The sequence below is a fragment of the Agrobacterium vitis genome, assembly GCF_037039395.1.
GTDB classification, from domain to species: Bacteria; Pseudomonadota; Alphaproteobacteria; order Rhizobiales; family Rhizobiaceae; genus Allorhizobium; species Allorhizobium vitis_E.
In genome coordinates, this window is record NZ_CP146244.1 from 730,787 (window position 1) to 748,716 (window position 17,930).

The following is a 17,930-nucleotide window of genomic DNA, read 5'->3' on the forward strand; positions in this document are numbered from 1 at the left end:
GACCCTGGAGATGAGCATGACTTCGAGCGCAATGATCGTCACCGCGGACACTCTGTTGACCATGGATGCGAAAAACAGCGTCATCCCCGATGGCGCGGTCGCCATCGAGGACGGTCGTATCCTGGCGGTCGGTGCGCTGGAGATGGTGAAGGCCAGTCATCCGGCTTTGGCGGTCAAGAGGATAGACAATGCACTGCTGATGCCGGGGCTGATCAACGCCCATGCGCATTCCGGCTTCCTGCGCGGCACGGCGGAACATCTGCCGGTCTGGGATTGGCTGACCATCCATATCAACCCGATGCACCGCGTGCTTCTGCCGCATGAAGCCGAGGCGGCGTCATTTCTGTGCTATGCCGAATCCGCGCTGTCCGGCACCACGACTGTTGTCGATATGTGGCGCTATATGGATGGCAGTGCCCGGGCCGCACAGTCCATCGGCATGCGCCTTGTTGCTGTACCCTATGTCGGGGAGCACCCCGATTACAATTATTTCGAAACGCTCGACAATAACGAGGCGATGATTGAGACCTGGCACCGCAAGGCGGGGGGCCGCATCAATGTCTGGGTCGGGCTGGAACATCTGTTTTATGCTGATGCGGCTGGCCAGCAGCGTGCCATCTCCATGGCCAAACAGTATAACACCGGCTTTCACACCCATTGTTCGGAAGCGGAAGTCGAGGTTGGCGGTTTTCTCGACACCTATGGCAAACGCCCCATGCATGTTCTGGAAGATCTCGGCTTCTTCGAGGCTCCACGCACCATGCTGGCCCATGCTGTCTGGCTGGACGAGGCGGAAATCGAGCTGATTGCCAGATACAATGTCTCTGTTGCCCATAATCCGGTGTCGAACATGAAGCTCGCCTCCGGCATCGCACCGATTGCCGATATGCTGGCGGCTGGCATTCCGGTCGGTCTTGGCACGGATGGCGAAAAGGAAAACAACAATTTCGACATGTTCGAGGAGATGAAGACCGCCTCCCTGCTCGGCAAACTGCGCCACCGCGATGCCGCCGCCATGGATAGCTGGCAATGCCTGCGCATGGCGACCATTCTCGGCGCCAAGGCCATCGGCCTTGAGGATGAAATCGGCTCTATCGAGGTGGGGAAACGCGCCGATATCATTGCCGTGCGCACCAATACGCCGCGTATGACGCCGCTGTTTGCCGAGGGTCCCTATTTCAATGTGCAGCACAATCTCGTCCATGCGGTGCGCGGCGGCGATGTCGCCATGACCATGGTGGATGGTCAGGTGATCGTGGAAGATGGCGTGCTGAAAACCGGCGACGTCAAGGCGATCATTGCCGATATCCATGGCATGGCGCCTGCACATTTTGCCCGCCGCGCCGCATGGCTTGCCGAAAATGGCGGCGGCACCAAGCAATGGATCAGCGAAGCGGAGGGTGTCAAATGAAGACGACCGACCAGGTCGCGCTTGACGATTGGTATGCTATCGCCACTGCCGGGGATGTCACGACGCAGCCGGTGAGAACAAGGCTGCTGGGCCAGGAGATCGAATATCGGCTGGACGCGACTGGTGCGCTGCTGGTGCGCGAGATTGGTACGGACGGCTGCTATGGACCGGCCCTACCGTTCCAGGTGAAATACGGTTGCCTGTTTACCACGCTTGGCACACCGGGAAAGGACATTGTCGATATCGCCGAAGCAGAAGAGGCGGATCGCCGGTTCGTGCTGTGCGGTTGGGTGACAATGCGAGCATCGGGCCTGCGCGTTGTCGAAAATTTCCTCGATATGGCGCATTTTCCTTTCGTGCATACCGATATTCTCGGGTCTGAGCCGCATACCGAAGTGCCACACTATCTGTCGGAAATTCGCCGCGATGTGGATGAGGTCTGGGCGACCAATTGCACGTTTTTCCAGCCGCGCATTGCTGCGACCGAGAGCGATGGGGACTTCGTGCACCTGACCTACCGGGTGCCATCGCCCTTCGTGGTGATGCTCTACCGGGTCTGTCCCACATCGCCTGACAGGCTCGATGCGATTGCCCTGTTCATCCAGCCGATGGAAGAGGGGCTTTGCCGCGCCCAGCCAGTGATGTATCTGGTCGATACCGTCTCGCCGCATAAGGCACTCCTCAATTTCGAGCAGGTGATTTTCCTTCAGGACCGGATCATCGTTGAAAACCAGCGCCCCTTGCTGCTGTCGCTTGAGCCGCGCGCTGAAATCCCGACAAGGGCCGATTCCTCCTCCATTGCCTATCGCCGCTGGCTGAAGGAAAAAGGCCTCCGCTTCGGCACGACCGCAGGAGCCGGATGATGAAGGTGCTGGCCCCGAAGACGCTGGACCTGGCCATCGCGGAGGCGCAGCAGCCGGGTGCGCGCATTGTTGCTGGAGCGACGGCGTTGCAACTGGAATGGGCGAAGGGTCTGGCGAGGCCGGAGCGGATGGTCAGCCTTGCTGGGCTTTCCCCGGCGCTGTCGGGTATTGATGAGGTCGATGGGCTTATTCACATCGGCGCGATGACGACACTTGCCGATCTCCTGGCCTCGCGCCATCTCGCTATGGCTTTGCCCCTGCTTCATGCCGCCGCGACAAAGGTGGCAAGCCCTGCCGTGCGCACTCTCGCTACGCTTGGCGGCAATATAGCCGGGCGGGCCGGTTGCCTTTTGCCTGCCCTGCTGGCGCTGGATGCGGTTTTGGAATTTGCGGCCCACCCTCACGGGTTTACCATATCGTTGGAACATTGGCTGGCCGACGCACCGCAGCCTGCCGCGATCCTGACGGCTATTTTGATCGCGCCCCAGGAACCGCAGGAGTGTTTCACATTCCGCAAGATCGGTTTGAGAACAGCCTTCAGCCCCAGTGTCATCAATGCGGCAGGTCGCCTCATAGCCGGTCGGAGCGGTGCCGCTGCGGTGCGGTTTGCCGTGGGCGGCGGCATTGTGCTGCCCGCTCGTATGCATGAGGCTGAAGTGCTAGCGGCTGGTGCTGCCGAGGACGGGATCGATTGGGCGCAGGTTCATCCCTGCTTGATTGAGACAATGCACGTGCTGGGCGACGCATTTCGCTCTGCTGCTTATCGTCGCCACGTTGCGGCGAATGCCCTGACCTTCGGACTCGGTGGCTTTCTGCCCGGACGCATCCCGGACTGTCCTGTCGCCTTACCTATCGAGTTTGCCCGCCCGCCGGAAGGCGAACTGGCGCTTGAGCGCATGCGGATGCCAGCTCGCTGGCATATTCGCCCGGATGTGGAGCAGAAGATCCGGGGCGAACTGACCTATCTTACCGATCACCGGGAGGAGGGCATGCTGGTGGGCCGCATCCTGCGCGCCGGGGTCGCCCATGCGCGTATCCTGTCCATCGACACAGTGGCGGCAGAAGCTTTGCCGGGCGTTGTCTCTGTTGTCACGCATCGTGACGTGCCGGGGCTGAATGCTTTCGGCATTGTGGTCCAGGACCAACCAGCGCTCTGTTTCGATAAGGTGCGCCATCCTGGCGATCCGGTCGCAGCGGTCGCGGCAATCGATGAAGAGACGGCGCAAAAGGCGTTGTCGCTGATCGAGGTCCGCTACGAGCCGCTGCCTGTTGTGGATGATATGGACGCGGCGCTGGAGCCGCAGGCGGAACGGGTGCACGAAAGCGGCAATCTCCAGCGGGAAATACTCTTTACCCGTGCTGATAGTGTCCAGGGTTTCGCCAAGGCCGCTCATATCGTGGAGGAAATCTATATCACGCCGCGCCAGATGCACGGTTTCATGGAGACCGAGGGTGGTTATGCCTTTGTTGAGCCGGATGGACGGCTGAACATGTGTGCTGGCGGCCAGCATGGCGGGCGTGACCGGCTGCAATTGTCGCGTATCCTTGGCTTGGACGAAGACGATATCCGGGTGGTGACGTCGCCGACCGGCGGTGCCTTTGGCGGCAAGGACGAGCTGTCCATCCAGCCAGCGCTGGCGCTTCTGGCGCTGAAGGCAAAGCGGCCTGCCAGGCTGCATTTGTCGCGGGCGGAGTCCATGCTTGCAGGACAAAAACGCCACCCGATGTCGATCCGCATGAAAACCGCCTGCGATGCGCACGGTGTTCTGCTGGCCCAGCAGGTCGATCTGGTGGCGGACGCGGGGGCTTATGCATCGCTTGGCCCGAGCGTTCTGGAAACGGCGCTGGAACATGCCATCGGCCCTTACGTGGTTGCCAATATCACCACGCGGGGCCGTCTCGCCTATACCAATAATGGACTTTGCGGTGCTTTTCGCGGTTTCGGTGCCAACCAGATGACATTTGCGGTGGAGTGCCAGATGGATAGGCTGGCAGCACTGTGCGGCCTCTCGCCTTTGGAGATCCGCAGGCGCAATCTGCGACAGCCAGGCTCTCCCGGCTATTTAGGGCAGGTCGTGTCGACCAGCGAACGACTGGAAGAAATGCTGGCGGCCGCCACGGCCTCTGTGCTTTGGCGCAAGCCACAGGGGATAGGTGCCGATCAGGAGTGGATAATCGGAACCGGCATGGCGCTGAATTATCAGGGCAATGGTCTCGGATCTGTCATTCCCGATCCGGCGGCGGGTAGGCTTGCGCTGAACAAACAGGGCCTGATCGAAGGCGCATTCGGGCTGGACGAAATGGGGCAGGGGCTTTTACCGGCAATCTGCGCAGCCATTTCCGCTGAACTCGGTTGCGCGCGTCAAGATGTGCTTCCGCTGATTGGCGATACATTGCTGGCCCCGGATTCAGGCTCGACCACCGCCTCGCGTGGCAGCCACGTCGTTTGGGCCTCGGTGCGGCTGGCCGCTCCTGAATTTCGCACACAGATGTGCCGTGCGGCGGCAGAATGGCTTGGCTGCGACCCTGAACAACTCGTCCTAGTGCCCGGTGGTTTTGCGGAATACGGCACCCATAGCGGCACAATCTTGCTGTCCTATGCGGATCTCGCCGCAAGCTTGCTGGAGACGAATTTGCCAAGCGTGACGGTGACGTTTGATTTTCCGAAGACCGATTATGCGCATGCCAATGCCCGCTATATCTTTGCCTTCGGCGCTTCGCTTGCCCGTGTCGCGGTCAGCCGGGTGACGGGTGAGGTGCGGGTGCTTGATCTTCATCAGCATTCCGCCGCCGGACCGATCATCGATCTTGCTGCCTATCTCGGGCAATTGGAGGGCGGTGCGGTGCAAGGGCTGGGTTTCACACTGACGGAGGATTGCCCGATGCAGGATGCAGCATATCTGACCGGCAATTTCGACAATTATATGCTGCCCGGCAATTTCGACAATTATATGCTGCCCGGCATTCAGGATGCCCCGCTCGGTCTGCACGTCTTTGCGCTTGACGATCTCGACCCCGGCGACGCACTTGGTCCGCGTGGGGTCGGCGAACTCGGTATCGGCGCGGTCACACCGGCAATTGCCAATGCCATTGCGGCTGCCACCGGCTATTGGCCGCCGGTCATGCCTGTTGTGCCGGAAATGCTTCTCGCACATCTCTCGGTGCCGGCATGAACCTGGCCTTCACACTCAATGGCCAGCGGGTCACTGTGGATTGCCAGCCGGACACGCGGCTTACCGAAATCCTGCGAGACAAGCTACATCTGACCGCCACCAAGCTTGCCTGCGCCATTGGACGCTGCGGTGCCTGTAGCGTGCTGTTGAATGGCAGGCTTGCCAATGCCTGCTTGCTGATGGCCTGGCAGATTGAGGATGCCGACATCGTGACGGCGGAAGGACTGACCGCCCATCCGCTGGGGCAGGCGGTGCGCGAAGGGCTGGCGGAGGAAAACGCCTTCCAATGTGGCTATTGTGCGCCGGGCTTCTCGCTGGCGCTGGTGGCCTTGTTTACGGACAACCCCCAGGCTGGGGAAAAGGACATTCGCGCTGGTCTGGAGGGCAATCTCTGCCGCTGCACCGGCTATCATTCGATCATCCGAGGGGCGTTGAACGCCGCTTGCCGCATTCGCGCCGCACACACCATTTCCGGAGACTGACATGACCCTGGCACTCGACCCTATCGGCCCGAAAAGCGAAGGTGCCAAAGCCTTTCTGGCCCGCCGCCGCAAGCAGATCCTGATTGGCGGGTTCTGGCGTGATGCCGGTTCCCGGCAATGGTTCGAGACGGCTGACCCGGCCTCTGGCGAGGTTCTGGCCGAGCTTGCCGAAGGAACGATTGCCGATGTGGACGAGGCCGTGGCCAGCGCCCGTGCCGCTCTCACCTCTCAGGCATGGAAAGGGCTGACGCCCTCCCAGCGCGGCAGGCTGCTGTGGAAAATCGCCGAGTTGATCGATGCCCATGTGGAAGAACTGGCGGAACTCGAAACCCTCGATCAAGGCAAAAGCTTCAGGACCAGCCGTTTTGCCGAAATTCCAGCCAGCGCCGAACAATTCCGCTACTTTGCGGGGTTCTGCACCAAGATCCTCGGCACCACCATTCCGACCTCTATCGGCTATCAGCCGCAAGACAAGCAGATCTTTGCCTATACCACCCGTGAGCCTGTGGGCGTGGTCGCGGCCATTACGCCTTGGAATTCGCCGATGCTGATGGCGGCCATGAAGCTTGCGCCTGCGCTGGCCGCCGGTTGCACCGTCGTGCTGAAACCGGCGGAAGAAACCTCGCTGACGGCATTGCGGTTCGGCGAGCTGATGCTGGAGGCGGGCTTGCCTGATGGCGTGGTCAATATCGTCACCGGTTTTGGCGAAACGGTGGGGGCAGCGCTTTGCGCCCATCCCGATGTTGACAAGGTGGCTTTCACCGGATCGACCGAGGTCGGCAAGCTGATCGTCAACGCCGCCGCTGGCAATCTCAAGAAATTGACGCTGGAACTGGGCGGCAAATCACCGGCCATCGTCATGCCGGATGCCGACATGGCCCTGACCGTCGAGGGAATCGCGCGCGGCATCTTTAGCAATTCCGGTCAGGTCTGCGTCGCGGCGTCGCGTGTCTATGCCCATCGCTCGGTTTGCGAGCAGGTGGTGGAAGGGTTGTCGAAGGCGGCTTCCACGTTGCGCCTCGGTCATGGGCTGGATCCCGCCGTCGATCTGGGACCACTGGTCAATCGCCGCCAGGCCGACCGTGTGGCGGCCTATGTGGCGGAGGGGAAGGCAGAGGGCGCTGAAATCGTGGCGGGTGGACGCCAGACAGGAGAAACAGGCACGTTTTATGCGCCGACCGTGGTAACGGGCGTGCGGCCTGACATGCGGATGATGCGCGAGGAGATCTTCGGTCCTGTCGTGGCGGTGACACCCTTCGATGATGTGGAAGAGGCGATCCTTTATGCCAATGACAGTCCTTATGGGCTGGCAGGCAGTGTCTGGACCCGGGATCTTTCCCAGGCTCACCGATTGGCGGCACGGGTCAAGTCCGGGACGATCTGGGTCAATTGCCATTCCTATTTTTCCCCCGAACTGCCGAAGGGTGGCCATCGCCAATCCGGCTGGGGTTATGAGAATGGCGCGCCGGGCCTGGAAAACTACCTGGAAACCAAAACCGTCTGCGCGCTGATTTAACGCTAAGACTTTTCCTACTTTAGAGATCAATGTTGATCACGGTTTCTTTCCTCCGTGCGCTCCTTTGCGCTTGCCGGACGCATTGCGATGAAGTTTAAAGTTGATCTGGAGGCGCCAGCTCAAGCAGGTTTCAGGACTGATTATTCAGGCGGGAGATACACATGAAGAAAATATATGGTGACGCAAATGCGGCCTTGGACGGATTGTTGTTCGATGGCATGACGATTTGCGCGGGTGGTTTCGGGCTTTGCGGCATTCCCGAGCGGCTGATCGATGCCATCGTCGCGTCCGGGGTCAAGGATTTGACGATTGCCTCCAACAATGCCGGCGTCGATGGGCATGGGCTTGGAAAACTTCTGCGCACCCGCCAGGTGAAGAAGATGATCTCCTCCTATGTCGGTGAAAACAAGGAATTCGAGCGGCAATTTCTGAGCGGCGAACTGGAAGTCGAATTCTGCCCGCAGGGAACACTGGCCGAGCGCATGCGGGCTGGCGGTGCCGGTATTCCCGGCTTCTACACACGAACCGGCGTCGGCACCCAGGTTGCCGAAGGCAAGGAAACGCATATTTTCGACGGCGAAGTCTATCTGCTGGAACGCGGTATCCGGGCCGATCTATCGATCATCAAGGGATGGCGCGCCGATGAGGCTGGCAATCTGATGTTCCGCAAGACGGCCCGCAATTTCAATGCGCCTGCGGCAACATCCGGCAAGATCTGCGTGGCGGAGGTCGAGGAGATCGTGCCGGTCGGAAGCCTTGACCCTGACGCCATCCATCTTCCCGGCATTTATGTCAGGCGCATGATCGACGGTTCGCCTTATGACAAGAAGATTGAATTCCGTACCGTTACACAGAGAGGAGCAGCCTGATGTCCTGGAGCAGAGATGAGATGGCGGCACGCGCCGCAAAAGAGTCTCGAGGACGGTTTCTATGTCAATCTTGGCATCGGCATTCCGACACTGGTGGCCAATCACATTCCGCCTGGCGTTGAGGTGACGCTGCAATCCGAAAACGGAATGCTCGGGATCGGGCCGTTCCCCTTTGAGGGTGAAGAGGATGCCGACCTGATCAATGCGGGCAAGCAGACGATCAGCGAATTGCCGTCATCCAGCTATTTTTCGTCCGCCGACAGTTTCGCGATGATCCGTGGCGGCCACATCGACCTCACCGTGCTGGGCGCGATGGAGGTCTCGGCCAATGGCGATATTGCCAATTGGATGGTTCCCGGCAAGATGGTCAAGGGCATGGGCGGCGCGATGGATCTCGTGGCCGGTGTCAAAAAGGTCATCGTGGTGATGGAGCATTGCGCCAAGACTGGCGAATCCAAGTTCATTCCCGAATGCACTCTGCCGCTGACCGGGCTGAATGTTGTGGACATGATTATCACCGATCTCTGCGTATTCGTGCGGTCTGATCGCGCCGGAGCATTCCGACTGGTGGAACTGGCACCTGAGGTCACCGTGGCCGATGTCCAGGCCAAGACCACGGCTGCTTTCGAGATCGGCGAAGGTCTTTAAACTCAGGTTTCAAGCCAATCATGCCAAAGCCTCTACGGCGTTGCTGTAGGGGCTTTTTTATTGGGCATTCGTAACCTGTAGGTATTTATTTGCAAAAGTGGTCCTACCAATTTTGGTAAATTCGTTGAATAAATCGGAATATTTGTACGTATTTCTGAGTATTGCTCAAATCATGGAAATTTGGTACGACCAAAGTAATAGAAAAAGGTCTTACCAATGTCGCTGACCGAGCGCATCGAAGCCATGATTGCTGAGCGCCAGCTCAGCCCGGGAGATCGTCTGCCGCCAGAGCGTAGCCTGGCGGCGGAGTTTGACGTCTCGCGGTCGCGGCTTCGGGAGGCAATGCAGCAGTTGATCAGCCGTGGGGTTGTCGTCAGCCGTCGGGGTGGTGGCACTTTCGTCGCCATTGAAGACGCCGCGCAATCGCTGGAACGGGCGCTGGAAAGGGCCCTGAAACCGCTTTTGCCGATGGTTCAGGGCGAGGCGGGATATTGGCGCGATGTGATGGAAATTCGAAAATCGCTCGACACGGATGCTGCCTATTACGCGGCCTTGCGGGCCACCGACCTGGACAAGGAGCGGATGAAAGTGGCCTTTGCAGCGATGAGCGCTGCGGAAGGGGGCAATCCGCAGAGCCAGGCGCGGGCCGATGCGGCTTTTCACATGGCGATTGCCGAGGCCTCGCATAATATCGTTTTGCGCCAGATCGTCGCCGGACTGTCCGAGCTTTTACAGCACAGCATCGCGCAAAGCCTGATGCAGTTCTATCGCCAGCCGGACCTTGCGCCAGCGTTAGAGCGCCAGCATTGCCTGATTCTGGACGCTATCCTGGCCGGGCAGCCGGATGAGGCTCGCAAGGCGGCGGCAGATCACCTCGCCTTCGTGGAGGAAAACCTTCGTATCATCGAGGACAACCGCGCGCGGGAGCAGCGAGCCTCAGAGGCATTGCAAAGACCGGAATTTCAAGGGGAAAATTTATCATGATCATTTCATCCTCGACCGATTACCGCGAGGCCGCCCGCCGCCGCCTGCCGCCCTTTCTGTTTCATTACATCGATGGTGGGGCCTATAGCGAGCACACGATGCGCCGCAATATCGATGACCTTACCGATCTGGCACTGCGTCAGCGGGTGCTGAAAAGCGTGGGTACGGTTGATATTTCCACGACGCTTTTCGATGAAGAGCTGGCCATGCCGGTCATTCTCGCGCCCGTAGGATTGACGGGCATGTATGCGAGGCGCGGCGAAGTGCAGGCCGCGCGCGCAGCGGAAAAAAGAGGCATTCCACTGACGCTTTCAACCGTGTCCGTCTGCCCGATCGAGGAGGTGCAGGCCGCGATCAACCGCCCCATCTGGTTCCAGCTCTACGTTCTGCGGGATCGCGGCTTTATGAAAAATGCGCTGGAGCGGGCCTGGGCGGCGGGCATCCGCAAGCTGGTGTTCACGGTCGACATGCCCGTGCCCGGCGCTCGCTATCGTGATGCCCATTCCGGCATGTCCGGCCCGAATGCTTCTCTGCGCCGTATTGTCCAGGCCGTCATGCACCCGACATGGGCTGTTGATGTCGGCCTGCTGGGAAAGCCGCATGATCTTGGCAATGTTTCGGCCTATCGTCAGCAGAAAACCAATTTGGCCGATTATGTCGGCTGGCTCGGCGAAAATTTCGATCCTTCGATTGGCTGGAAGGATCTCGAATGGATCCGGGATTTCTGGAAGGGGCCTATGATTATCAAGGGCATTCTCGATCCGGAGGATGCGAAAGATGCCGTGCGCTTCGGTGCCGACGGCATTATCGTCTCCAACCATGGCGGGCGCCAGCTGGACGGCGTCCTGTCTTCCGCCCGCGCCCTGCCGGCCATTGCCGCTGCGGTGAAAGGTGACCTGACGATCCTGGCCGATTCCGGCATTCGCTCGGGTCTGGATGTGGTGCGGATGATAGCGCAGGGAGCCGATGGCGTGTTGATCGGACGCGCTTTCGTCTATGCATTGGCCGCCGCCGGTCAGGCGGGCGTGGAGAATCTGCTCGATCTCTTCGCCAAGGAAATGCGGGTTGCCATGACGCTGACCGGCGCGCGTTCCATCGCCGAAATCTCACCCGATAGCCTGGTCCGAGGCCTCTGAAAACCCAGAGTTTGCCTGGAGCATAATTCTTTAAACCGGAATCGGTTTAAAGAGAAAATTATGCAGCAGATATAAAGAGCTACAGCGAACCTTTGCGCGCGATATGGGGCGCACGGCGCTGTAGAGCATTTTCAGGAAAAATGGAGCGGGTTTGGCGGAAAGACCCGCGTGGGCTTTGAAGGAGGTCGGCTCGAATCACGTCCGCAAACATCACCTCTCTGCCGTCCGCACGTTCCCTTTGATGTCTTATAGCCGCTACGCGTGGTTGCGTTCCGTCGATTCCGACAGGAATGGCGCTCGTGCGACCATGTGACGTATATTTATCAAATTTTTTTTCTATCTCGATTTTTTATATTGAATAATTATCAAAAAACGATAATTTGTAAAAACATCATCAGGGAGGATCAAATGGCATTCACAGCCGTTCAAGCAGGTGCGTACCTGCATCACGTTGCATTCGAAAGCTCCAATCCTGAGCGTCTGGCACAGTTTTATGCCGACGCCATGGACATGAAGCTCGAGAAGGTTGGAGACGCGTGGATTTGCGAAGGGCCAAAGCGCCGCTTCATCGCCGTTGCTGGAGCCGACAAGAAGCTGGCTTATTCCGGACTTGCTTGCCGCAATGCCGAAGGACTTGCGCTTCTGCGGGCCCGGGTCGATGCCGAAGGCATTTCGGTGCTGGCCAGCCCTTCGCCCTATTTTGAAGATGGTGCATTCGCAATTCGCGATCCCGACGGACGCATGGTGTGCTTCGGTATTGCCAAGCCCGACAAGCCGGGCGCCAAGGGTATCCAGGGGCCAACGCAGCATCTGACCTATGCATCCGAGGATGTGGCTGCATTTGTCGACTTTTACGTCGGCAAGCTGGGTTTCCAGCTGACAGACCGCGTGCTGCATGAAGATGGCCGGCTTGCCACCGCCTTCACCACCTCCAATCACGAACATCACACCATCGCCTGCTTCTATACGCCGGGCCGCGTTGGCGTCGATCATCATTCCTACGAGGCTGGGGAATGGAACTATATCCGTGATTGGTGCGATCATCTGGCAACCCTTGATATCCAGCTTAGCTGGGGTCCCGGTCGTCATGGTCCTGGCAACAATCTCTTCATTTTCATCACGGATCCGGATGGCAATTGGATTGAGATCTCGGCCGAATTGGAAGTTATCTACGATCGCGACACGATGGATTGGCCGCAGCATCCGCGCACGCTCAACAAATGGGGCGAGGCGATTCTTCGCTCCTGATCTTGTCGTCTGATCTCACTTCCAAGACCAATTCTAGGAATTAGTGACATGCAATTTTTAAGTTACACCCGGCTTGGCCGGGCCGGTTTCGGCGTTCGTGTCGAAAACGGTATCGTTGATCTTACCGGCAAGCTTGCCGGCGATGTGGTCACGCTGAAACAGGCCATCGAAGCCGGTCTGCTCGAGAGCGCTCAGGACTATATCTCCGGGCGGCGAGCAGAGTTCACCGAGGCTGATATCGCGCTTCTGCCTGTTGTGCCGGATGCTGGCAAAATCCTCTGCGTCGGGTTGAATTATGAAACCCATCGTGCGGAAACCAAGCGGCCTGATGCCAAATATCCGACGATCTTCACCCGTTTCGCCGACACTCAGATCGCTCATCGCCAGCCAATCCTGAAGCCTCGGGTCTCGGATCATCTGGATTATGAAGCCGAGCTTGCTGTCGTCATCGGTCGCGGTGGGCGCTATATCGCCGAGGAAAATGCCCTCGATCACGTGGCGGGTTATACCTGCTATAACGATGCGACCATCCGCGATTGGCAGCGGCATACGTTCCAATTCACGCCAGGCAAGAATTTCCCGGCAACCGGCGCATTTGGACCGCAGCTCGTAACCCCCGATGAAGTTGGCGATTACACGAAGCTGAAGATCACCGGCCGTCTCAATGGTCAGGTGATGCAGGATGCAACACTGGCCGATCTGATCTTCCCCATCGCCACGCTGATTTCCTATTGCTCGCACTTCACGCCGTTGCAGCCCGGCGACGTGATCCTCACGGGCACGCCAGGTGGTGTTGGAGATCGCCGGGAGCCGCCTGTTTTCATGAAGGCGGGGGATGTTTTCGAAGTGGATATTCCCGGCGTCGGTTTGCTGGTCAACGCTGTCGGCACGGAGCCCTGAACAGCGCAGCCCTGCGGCGCGGGGCGGGAGGACTGCGCCACCCATCTACAGCGTTGCTCCCTGGGTTCATTCGGACCCGGGGACAAAAACACTGTAATTATAGGGTTTTGCAGTGAAGTTTAATAGACAGAACATGATACGGGCGCTGTAACGTTCAGCGTGGAGAGGAGGGCCTGGTGAACGTCGAGGAACTTGAGACCGAAGTCGAGGTCGTCATTGTCGGGGCGGGTCCAACCGGACTGACCCTGGCCAATCTTCTGGGCGGCATGGGCGTGTCGGTAGCGCTTGTCGAGCGAAACCTGACCACGGTTCAGGAGCCGCGTGCCGTATCCATCGACGATGAGTCGATGCGAACCATGCAGGCCATCGGGTTGGAGGACGCGGTAGAGAAAATCGTGGTGCGCGGCTACGGCTCACGCTATCTTTCGCCGGCTGGCGAGTTGTTTCTGACCGTGGAGCCGACGTCGCGCGATTATGGTTTCGACAAGCGCAATGCATTTCAACAGCCGGAATTGGAAGCGCTTTTGCGCGAAGGGCTTGCCCGTTATCCCAATGTGATCCAGTTCTTTGGCTGGGATATGCAAACCTTTTCCCAGAATACAGACTCCGTCACCGTGGAAATCGCCCATGCGGCGAAAGGAAACCGTGTCATCCGAGCGCGCTATATGGTTGCCAGTGACGGAGGACGTTCCCCGACACGTGGAAAACTCGGCGTCCATCTTGTCGGCTCCACCTTTGTGGAGCGTTGGCTAATTGTCGATCTGGTTCGGACGGAAAATCGTTTTCGCCATACGCAGGTCCATTGCGATCCTGCTCGCCCGTGCATATCGCTGCCCGGTCCGGACAATATCCGTCGCTACGAATTCATGCTGCACACCAATGAGGATGAGAAGGACGCGACTGAGGAGGCCTTTGTCCGTGGCCTTCTGGAGCGTGTTGGACCTGACCGGGATTGTGAATTTCGCCGCGTGCGGGTCTATACATTCCATGCCCGTCTGGCCGATCGCTGGCGGGACGGCAATATCTTTCTCGCCGGTGATGCCGCGCATTTGACGCCTCCATTTGCCGGGCAGGGAATGAATAGCGGCCTGCGCGATGCACATAATCTGGCCTGGAAACTGGCGGAAGCATTGCGTGGCGATATGCCATCCGATTTCCTGGATAGCTACGAGATTGAGCGGCGGCCGCATGCTTGGGAAATGATAGCATTGGCGTTGCGCATGGGGCAGGTGATGATGCCGGAAAATGGCATCAAGGCCCTTTTGACCCGCGCAGCCTTTCGTATCCTTGGCCTCTATCCGCCTGTGCGTGATTATTTCGCCCAGATGCGCTACAAGCCAAAACCGCGCTTCCGTCAGGGACTTCTATGGCCCGACTCCAGACCGGAGAAGGAAACCATGGTGGGCCGGTTGGTGCCGCAGCCGGTGGTGGAAGACAGCCAAAGGCACCGCGTATTGCTCGATCGCGTCTTGCCGGATGGGCCTGTTGCTCTGGTCTTTGATGAATTCCCTGACCGTGCTTTGTCCGTCGATGTCATCAGGGCTCTGGAGGCAGCGGGTGCGACCGTGGTCGGTTTGACCCCCGAATGGATGAATCCCATTGATGGCACGTTCCCGGTTCACCGGGATGTCGGGCGGCTGTTCAGCGCCGGTCCGATGAAATCCTATCTTGGCCATGTGCTCTTGCTGCGCCGTGACCGGTATATCGCGGCAGCCACGCCGATCGGTGAAGCCCTGCATCTGGTGGAAAAGCTAGGGATGCTCGGTCCACGCCCGGTGATCCGCGCAGAGGTGAAGAACCCTTTGGCTGCGGCATCCTAGGGTTTGTCAGGGAACAGTGAAGCCCGGTGTTCCCGAAAAGACAAATGAAAACAAGAGAGACCAGAGTCTGTCTGGTTCAATCTGAACCTGACAGACTCTAGCGCTTATTGGAAGCCAATCTGCGAGATACCCGCACATCAGCCTGTTGTTGAGCGTCAGTGTCGAAAGTATGATGCTTTGCCGCAGAAATCCACCAATTCAGTCAGTACGAAAGCGGTTCGTCACATCCTCGCCCATTGTTATAAAATATCATAAAATGATAATTGAAATTTTAAATACGAAATTCTATTAGATTTTATGATAATAAACTTGATAAAATGCAGGAATTGATAATAATCGTTCTTGCCGTCGCGGAGAAACTGAGACATCGGGAAATGTCGTCAGATAGGCAAGAAGAGGTCCGTGACGACAAGAAAAGACTAGGCCCAAATCTGCAAGACATGCCGTGCCGTTATCGGCGCATGGCCAGCGATCCAGCATCATCAGTTCACTGAACAATTATGCCTTCGATCGGGTCTGTTTTACGGATTTGTCGGCAGCGTCGTGCCTTTTGCGCTGTCCCTTTTCGAGGGCTGGCCAAAGGGGGAGGCACAATTGACGATCATTGGTGGAGGAGCGCTATGATGACCGAACTGAAGTTTACACGCCGAGGTGCCCTTGGGTTGCTTGCTGCTGCGCCATTGGCCGGTTGGGCCGGGCAGGGACGAGCAGCCAGCCAGCCGATCAAGATCGGGCTGGTCTTGACCATGTCCGGTCCGTTCGCATCGAGCGGGCAAATCATGGCCAATGCGGCGAAACTCTATCTGGAGACCGAGGGCAAGGCGGTGCTGGGGGATATTCCGGTCGAACTCGTCATCCGCGACGACGGCGGTGCCAATCCGGACGTGGCCAAACGGTTGGTGCAGGAACTGGTGACGCGTGACAAGGTGCAATATCTTGGCGGCTTCCAGTGGACGCCTAATGCCAATGCTATCGCTCCATTGCTGATGAAGGCCAAGATGCCCTGTGTATTGTTCAATGCGGCGGGCGCCAACACCACGCAGCTTGCGCCCTGGTATGTGCGCACGGCCTTTACCCATTGGCAGGTGAACCAGCCGCTGGGTGAATGGGCGGCAGGCAAGCGCGGTTTCAAGCGAGCCTACCTGCTGACCACGGATTTTGCCCCTGGCCACGATGCAGAGGAAGCGTTCACGAAAGGCTTCACATCCAAGGGGGGAGCCATTGTCGCCTCGGTGAAAATGCCGATCCAAAGCACAAATTTCGTTCCCTTTCTGCTCGCAGCCAAGCAGGAAAAGCCGGATGTGGTCTTTGCGTTCCATCCCGGCGGCGTGCAGGCCTCCGCGTTCATGCGGGCCTATCAGGAAGCCGATTTGCGCGGCGCGGGCATCCAGTTGATTGGTCCGGGAGACCTGACAAGCGACGAGGAATTGCCGAATATCGGCAATGCTGCGCTGGGCGTCATCACGGCTGGCCAATATAGCATGGCCGGTGATCGACCCGCCAATGCCGCTTTTGTCGAGGCCTGGAAAAAGGCCTATACGTTCATGCCCGTCCGGCCCAATTATATGGCCGTCGGCGCTTATGATGGCATGCATCTGATCTGCTCGGCCATTGCCGCCACCAAGGGTGGCGCGGATGCGGCGGGTGCCATGGCCGCGATGAAAACCTTCAAGACGGAGCAAAGCCCGCGTGGGCCGATTTCGATCGACCCCGAGACGCGCGACATTGTGCAGAATATCTACATCCGTGAAGTGCGCGAGAACAACGGCGAGCTTGCCAATGTGGAACTCGAAACCATTCCTGCCGTCAAAGACCCCTGGAAGGTTGAGCATCCTCTCTGATCTCCGGTCGTTCAGAACGTCCAGCTAGCGTTTGTCAGGAGAGGCTGGAACCCGGATTTCCTGAAAAGACAAACGAAAACAAAGGAAGCGAGGGTCCGTCTGGTTCGATCTGAACCTGACGGACTCATCGGACACATCCCGCAATATTGCCGGATGACAGGGAGGAGGCTTGTGATGACACTGGTGGAAGTCGCGTTCCAGTCGCTTGCCTATGCAAGCGTGCTTTACCTCATATCCGTCGGCCTGTCGGTAACCCTCGGTCTGATGGGTTTCGTCAATCTGGCGCATGGCGTTTTTGCCATGGCTGGTGGCTATATAGCGGCTATCGCGATCAGCGTCTGGGGCCTGCCCTGGCCGCTCGTGTTGATCTGCGCTCCCCTTGCTGTCGCACTCCTGGCGGCATTGGCGGAAAAGCTGCTCTATGCCCGGCTTTACGGTCGGTCTGAGCTGGATCAGGTTCTCTTCTGCATCGGATTGATCTTCATCATCGGTGCGCTGGCGCGGTTGTTTTTCGGGCCGCTGATGCGCCCGGTCGTCATTCCCGCGTTTCTGGCGCAAAATCTGACGGTGGGGCCTTTCTCATTCTATCTCTACAAGCTGGTGGTGATCGGTATCGGTATCCTCACTGCCGCTTTCATCCTGTTTGTGCTTGAGCGCAGCCGGATCGGCGCCATCATCCGGGCTTCCGTCGAAAACCGGGGCATGGCGGAATCGATCGGCATTCGCACCAAACATGTGTTCATGGCGACCTTCGCCTTTGGCGGTGCGCTGGCGGCGCTGGGCGGCATGCTGGGGGCTGATGTCTTCGGGCTCAATCCGTCCTATGCCTTCGATATTCTCGTCTATGTTCAGATTGTCGTCGCTGTGGCGGGGCTTGGCACGTTGCGAGGCTCTTTCGTCGCAGCGCTTCTGGTCGGCACGGTCCAAACCGTTTCGGCCTATTATGTGCCGGCTTTTGGCACCGTCATGCTGTTTCTCCTCGTCTTCATCCTGTTGCTGGTCAGACCGCGCGGGCTGTTTGGAAGGGTATGAAGATTGA

13 protein-coding genes and 1 pseudogene are annotated in these 17,930 nt (G+C 58.6%); all 14 read left to right on the top strand.

The genetic code is table 11. From position 1 onward, the window contains the following. Positions 1–16: 16 nt before the first annotated feature. The 14 genes and pseudogenes from V6582_RS24650 to V6582_RS24715 all read left to right on the top strand — a co-directional run bounded on the left by V6582_RS24650 (position 17) and on the right by V6582_RS24715 (position 17,923). A complete protein-coding gene (locus V6582_RS24650) occupies positions 17–1,411 on the top strand; it encodes an amidohydrolase family protein (protein ID WP_156630265.1) in 1,395 nt (464 codons plus the stop codon). Further along, complete coding sequence (locus tag V6582_RS24655) at positions 1,408–2,274, top strand: aromatic ring-hydroxylating dioxygenase subunit alpha (RefSeq protein ID WP_156630263.1); 867 nt, start codon at positions 1,408–1,410, stop codon at positions 2,272–2,274. Before V6582_RS24650 ends, V6582_RS24655 begins: the two co-directional genes overlap by 4 nt. After that, the gene (locus tag V6582_RS24660) at positions 2,274–5,447 is read left to right on the top strand and encodes a molybdopterin cofactor-binding domain-containing protein (RefSeq protein ID WP_156630261.1); all 3,174 of its coding nucleotides are present in this window, start codon (positions 2,274–2,276) and stop codon (positions 5,445–5,447) included. Before V6582_RS24655 ends, V6582_RS24660 begins: the two co-directional genes overlap by 1 nt. Further along, a complete protein-coding gene (locus V6582_RS24665) occupies positions 5,444–5,929 on the top strand; it encodes a (2Fe-2S)-binding protein (RefSeq protein ID WP_156630259.1) in 486 nt (161 codons plus the stop codon). Before V6582_RS24660 ends, V6582_RS24665 begins: the two co-directional genes overlap by 4 nt. A 1-nt stretch (position 5,930) precedes the next feature. Further along, positions 5,931–7,445, top strand: coding sequence for an aldehyde dehydrogenase family protein (locus tag V6582_RS24670; RefSeq protein WP_156630256.1), 1,515 nt, complete (start codon positions 5,931–5,933; stop codon positions 7,443–7,445). A gap of 161 nt (positions 7,446–7,606) precedes the next feature. Then, positions 7,607–8,314, top strand: coding sequence for a CoA transferase subunit A (locus V6582_RS24675; protein WP_156630254.1), 708 nt, complete (start codon positions 7,607–7,609; stop codon positions 8,312–8,314). After that, a pseudogene (locus tag V6582_RS24680) lies at positions 8,314–8,962 on the top strand (3-oxoacid CoA-transferase subunit B). Before V6582_RS24675 ends, V6582_RS24680 begins: the two are co-directional and overlap by 1 nt. Before the next feature lie 216 nt (positions 8,963–9,178). Then, positions 9,179–9,946, top strand: a complete 768-nt coding sequence (locus V6582_RS24685) for an FCD domain-containing protein (RefSeq protein WP_156630250.1) — start codon at positions 9,179–9,181, stop codon at positions 9,944–9,946. After that, on the top strand, positions 9,943–11,082 hold the full coding sequence (gene lldD, locus V6582_RS24690; protein WP_156630248.1) for an FMN-dependent L-lactate dehydrogenase LldD: 1,140 nt from the start codon (positions 9,943–9,945) through the stop codon (positions 11,080–11,082). Before V6582_RS24685 ends, lldD begins: the two co-directional genes overlap by 4 nt. Before the next feature lie 408 nt (positions 11,083–11,490). Further along, positions 11,491–12,330 carry a VOC family protein gene (locus V6582_RS24695; RefSeq protein ID WP_156630239.1) on the top strand — a complete coding sequence of 280 codons (840 nt, stop codon included), beginning with the start codon at positions 11,491–11,493 and terminating at the stop codon, positions 12,328–12,330. Between the two features lie 48 nt (positions 12,331–12,378). Continuing rightward, the gene (locus V6582_RS24700) at positions 12,379–13,230 is read left to right on the top strand and encodes a fumarylacetoacetate hydrolase family protein (RefSeq protein ID WP_156630237.1); all 852 of its coding nucleotides are present in this window, start codon (positions 12,379–12,381) and stop codon (positions 13,228–13,230) included. Positions 13,231–13,406: 176 nt separating this feature from the next. Beyond that, positions 13,407–15,050: a bifunctional 3-(3-hydroxy-phenyl)propionate/3-hydroxycinnamic acid hydroxylase gene (locus tag V6582_RS24705; RefSeq protein WP_337739156.1), complete on the top strand. Its 1,644-nt coding sequence runs from the start codon at positions 13,407–13,409 to the stop codon at positions 15,048–15,050. Between the two features lie 623 nt (positions 15,051–15,673). Continuing rightward, on the top strand, positions 15,674–16,891 hold the full coding sequence (locus tag V6582_RS24710) for an ABC transporter substrate-binding protein (RefSeq protein ID WP_234889544.1): 1,218 nt from the start codon (positions 15,674–15,676) through the stop codon (positions 16,889–16,891). A 174-nt stretch (positions 16,892–17,065) separates the two neighbouring features. Beyond that, entirely contained in the window at positions 17,066–17,923 is an 858-nt protein-coding gene (locus tag V6582_RS24715; protein WP_197434264.1) for a branched-chain amino acid ABC transporter permease, read from the top strand. Positions 17,924–17,930: the final 7 nt, after the last annotated feature.

What these genes read in the sequence shown, in the direction of transcription:
- V6582_RS24670 (WP_156630256.1), top strand. Translation starts at nt 5,931, where the DNA reads ATGACCCTGGCACTCGACCCTATCGGCCCGAAAAGCGAAGGTGCCAAA.
- V6582_RS24700 (WP_156630237.1), top strand. Translation starts at nt 12,379, where the DNA reads ATGCAATTTTTAAGTTACACCCGGCTTGGCCGGGCCGGTTTCGGCGTT.
- V6582_RS24675 (WP_156630254.1), top strand. Translation starts at nt 7,607, where the DNA reads ATGAAGAAAATATATGGTGACGCAAATGCGGCCTTGGACGGATTGTTG.
- V6582_RS24660 (WP_156630261.1), top strand. Translation starts at nt 2,274, where the DNA reads ATGAAGGTGCTGGCCCCGAAGACGCTGGACCTGGCCATCGCGGAGGCG.
- lldD (WP_156630248.1), top strand. Translation starts at nt 9,943, where the DNA reads ATGATCATTTCATCCTCGACCGATTACCGCGAGGCCGCCCGCCGCCGC.
- V6582_RS24685 (WP_156630250.1), top strand. Translation starts at nt 9,179, where the DNA reads ATGTCGCTGACCGAGCGCATCGAAGCCATGATTGCTGAGCGCCAGCTC.
- V6582_RS24710 (WP_234889544.1), top strand. Translation starts at nt 15,674, where the DNA reads ATGACCGAACTGAAGTTTACACGCCGAGGTGCCCTTGGGTTGCTTGCT.
- V6582_RS24655 (WP_156630263.1), top strand. Translation starts at nt 1,408, where the DNA reads ATGAAGACGACCGACCAGGTCGCGCTTGACGATTGGTATGCTATCGCC.
- V6582_RS24695 (WP_156630239.1), top strand. Translation starts at nt 11,491, where the DNA reads ATGGCATTCACAGCCGTTCAAGCAGGTGCGTACCTGCATCACGTTGCA.
- V6582_RS24665 (WP_156630259.1), top strand. Translation starts at nt 5,444, where the DNA reads ATGAACCTGGCCTTCACACTCAATGGCCAGCGGGTCACTGTGGATTGC.
- V6582_RS24650 (WP_156630265.1), top strand. Translation starts at nt 17, where the DNA reads ATGACTTCGAGCGCAATGATCGTCACCGCGGACACTCTGTTGACCATG.
- V6582_RS24715 (WP_197434264.1), top strand. Translation starts at nt 17,066, where the DNA reads ATGACACTGGTGGAAGTCGCGTTCCAGTCGCTTGCCTATGCAAGCGTG.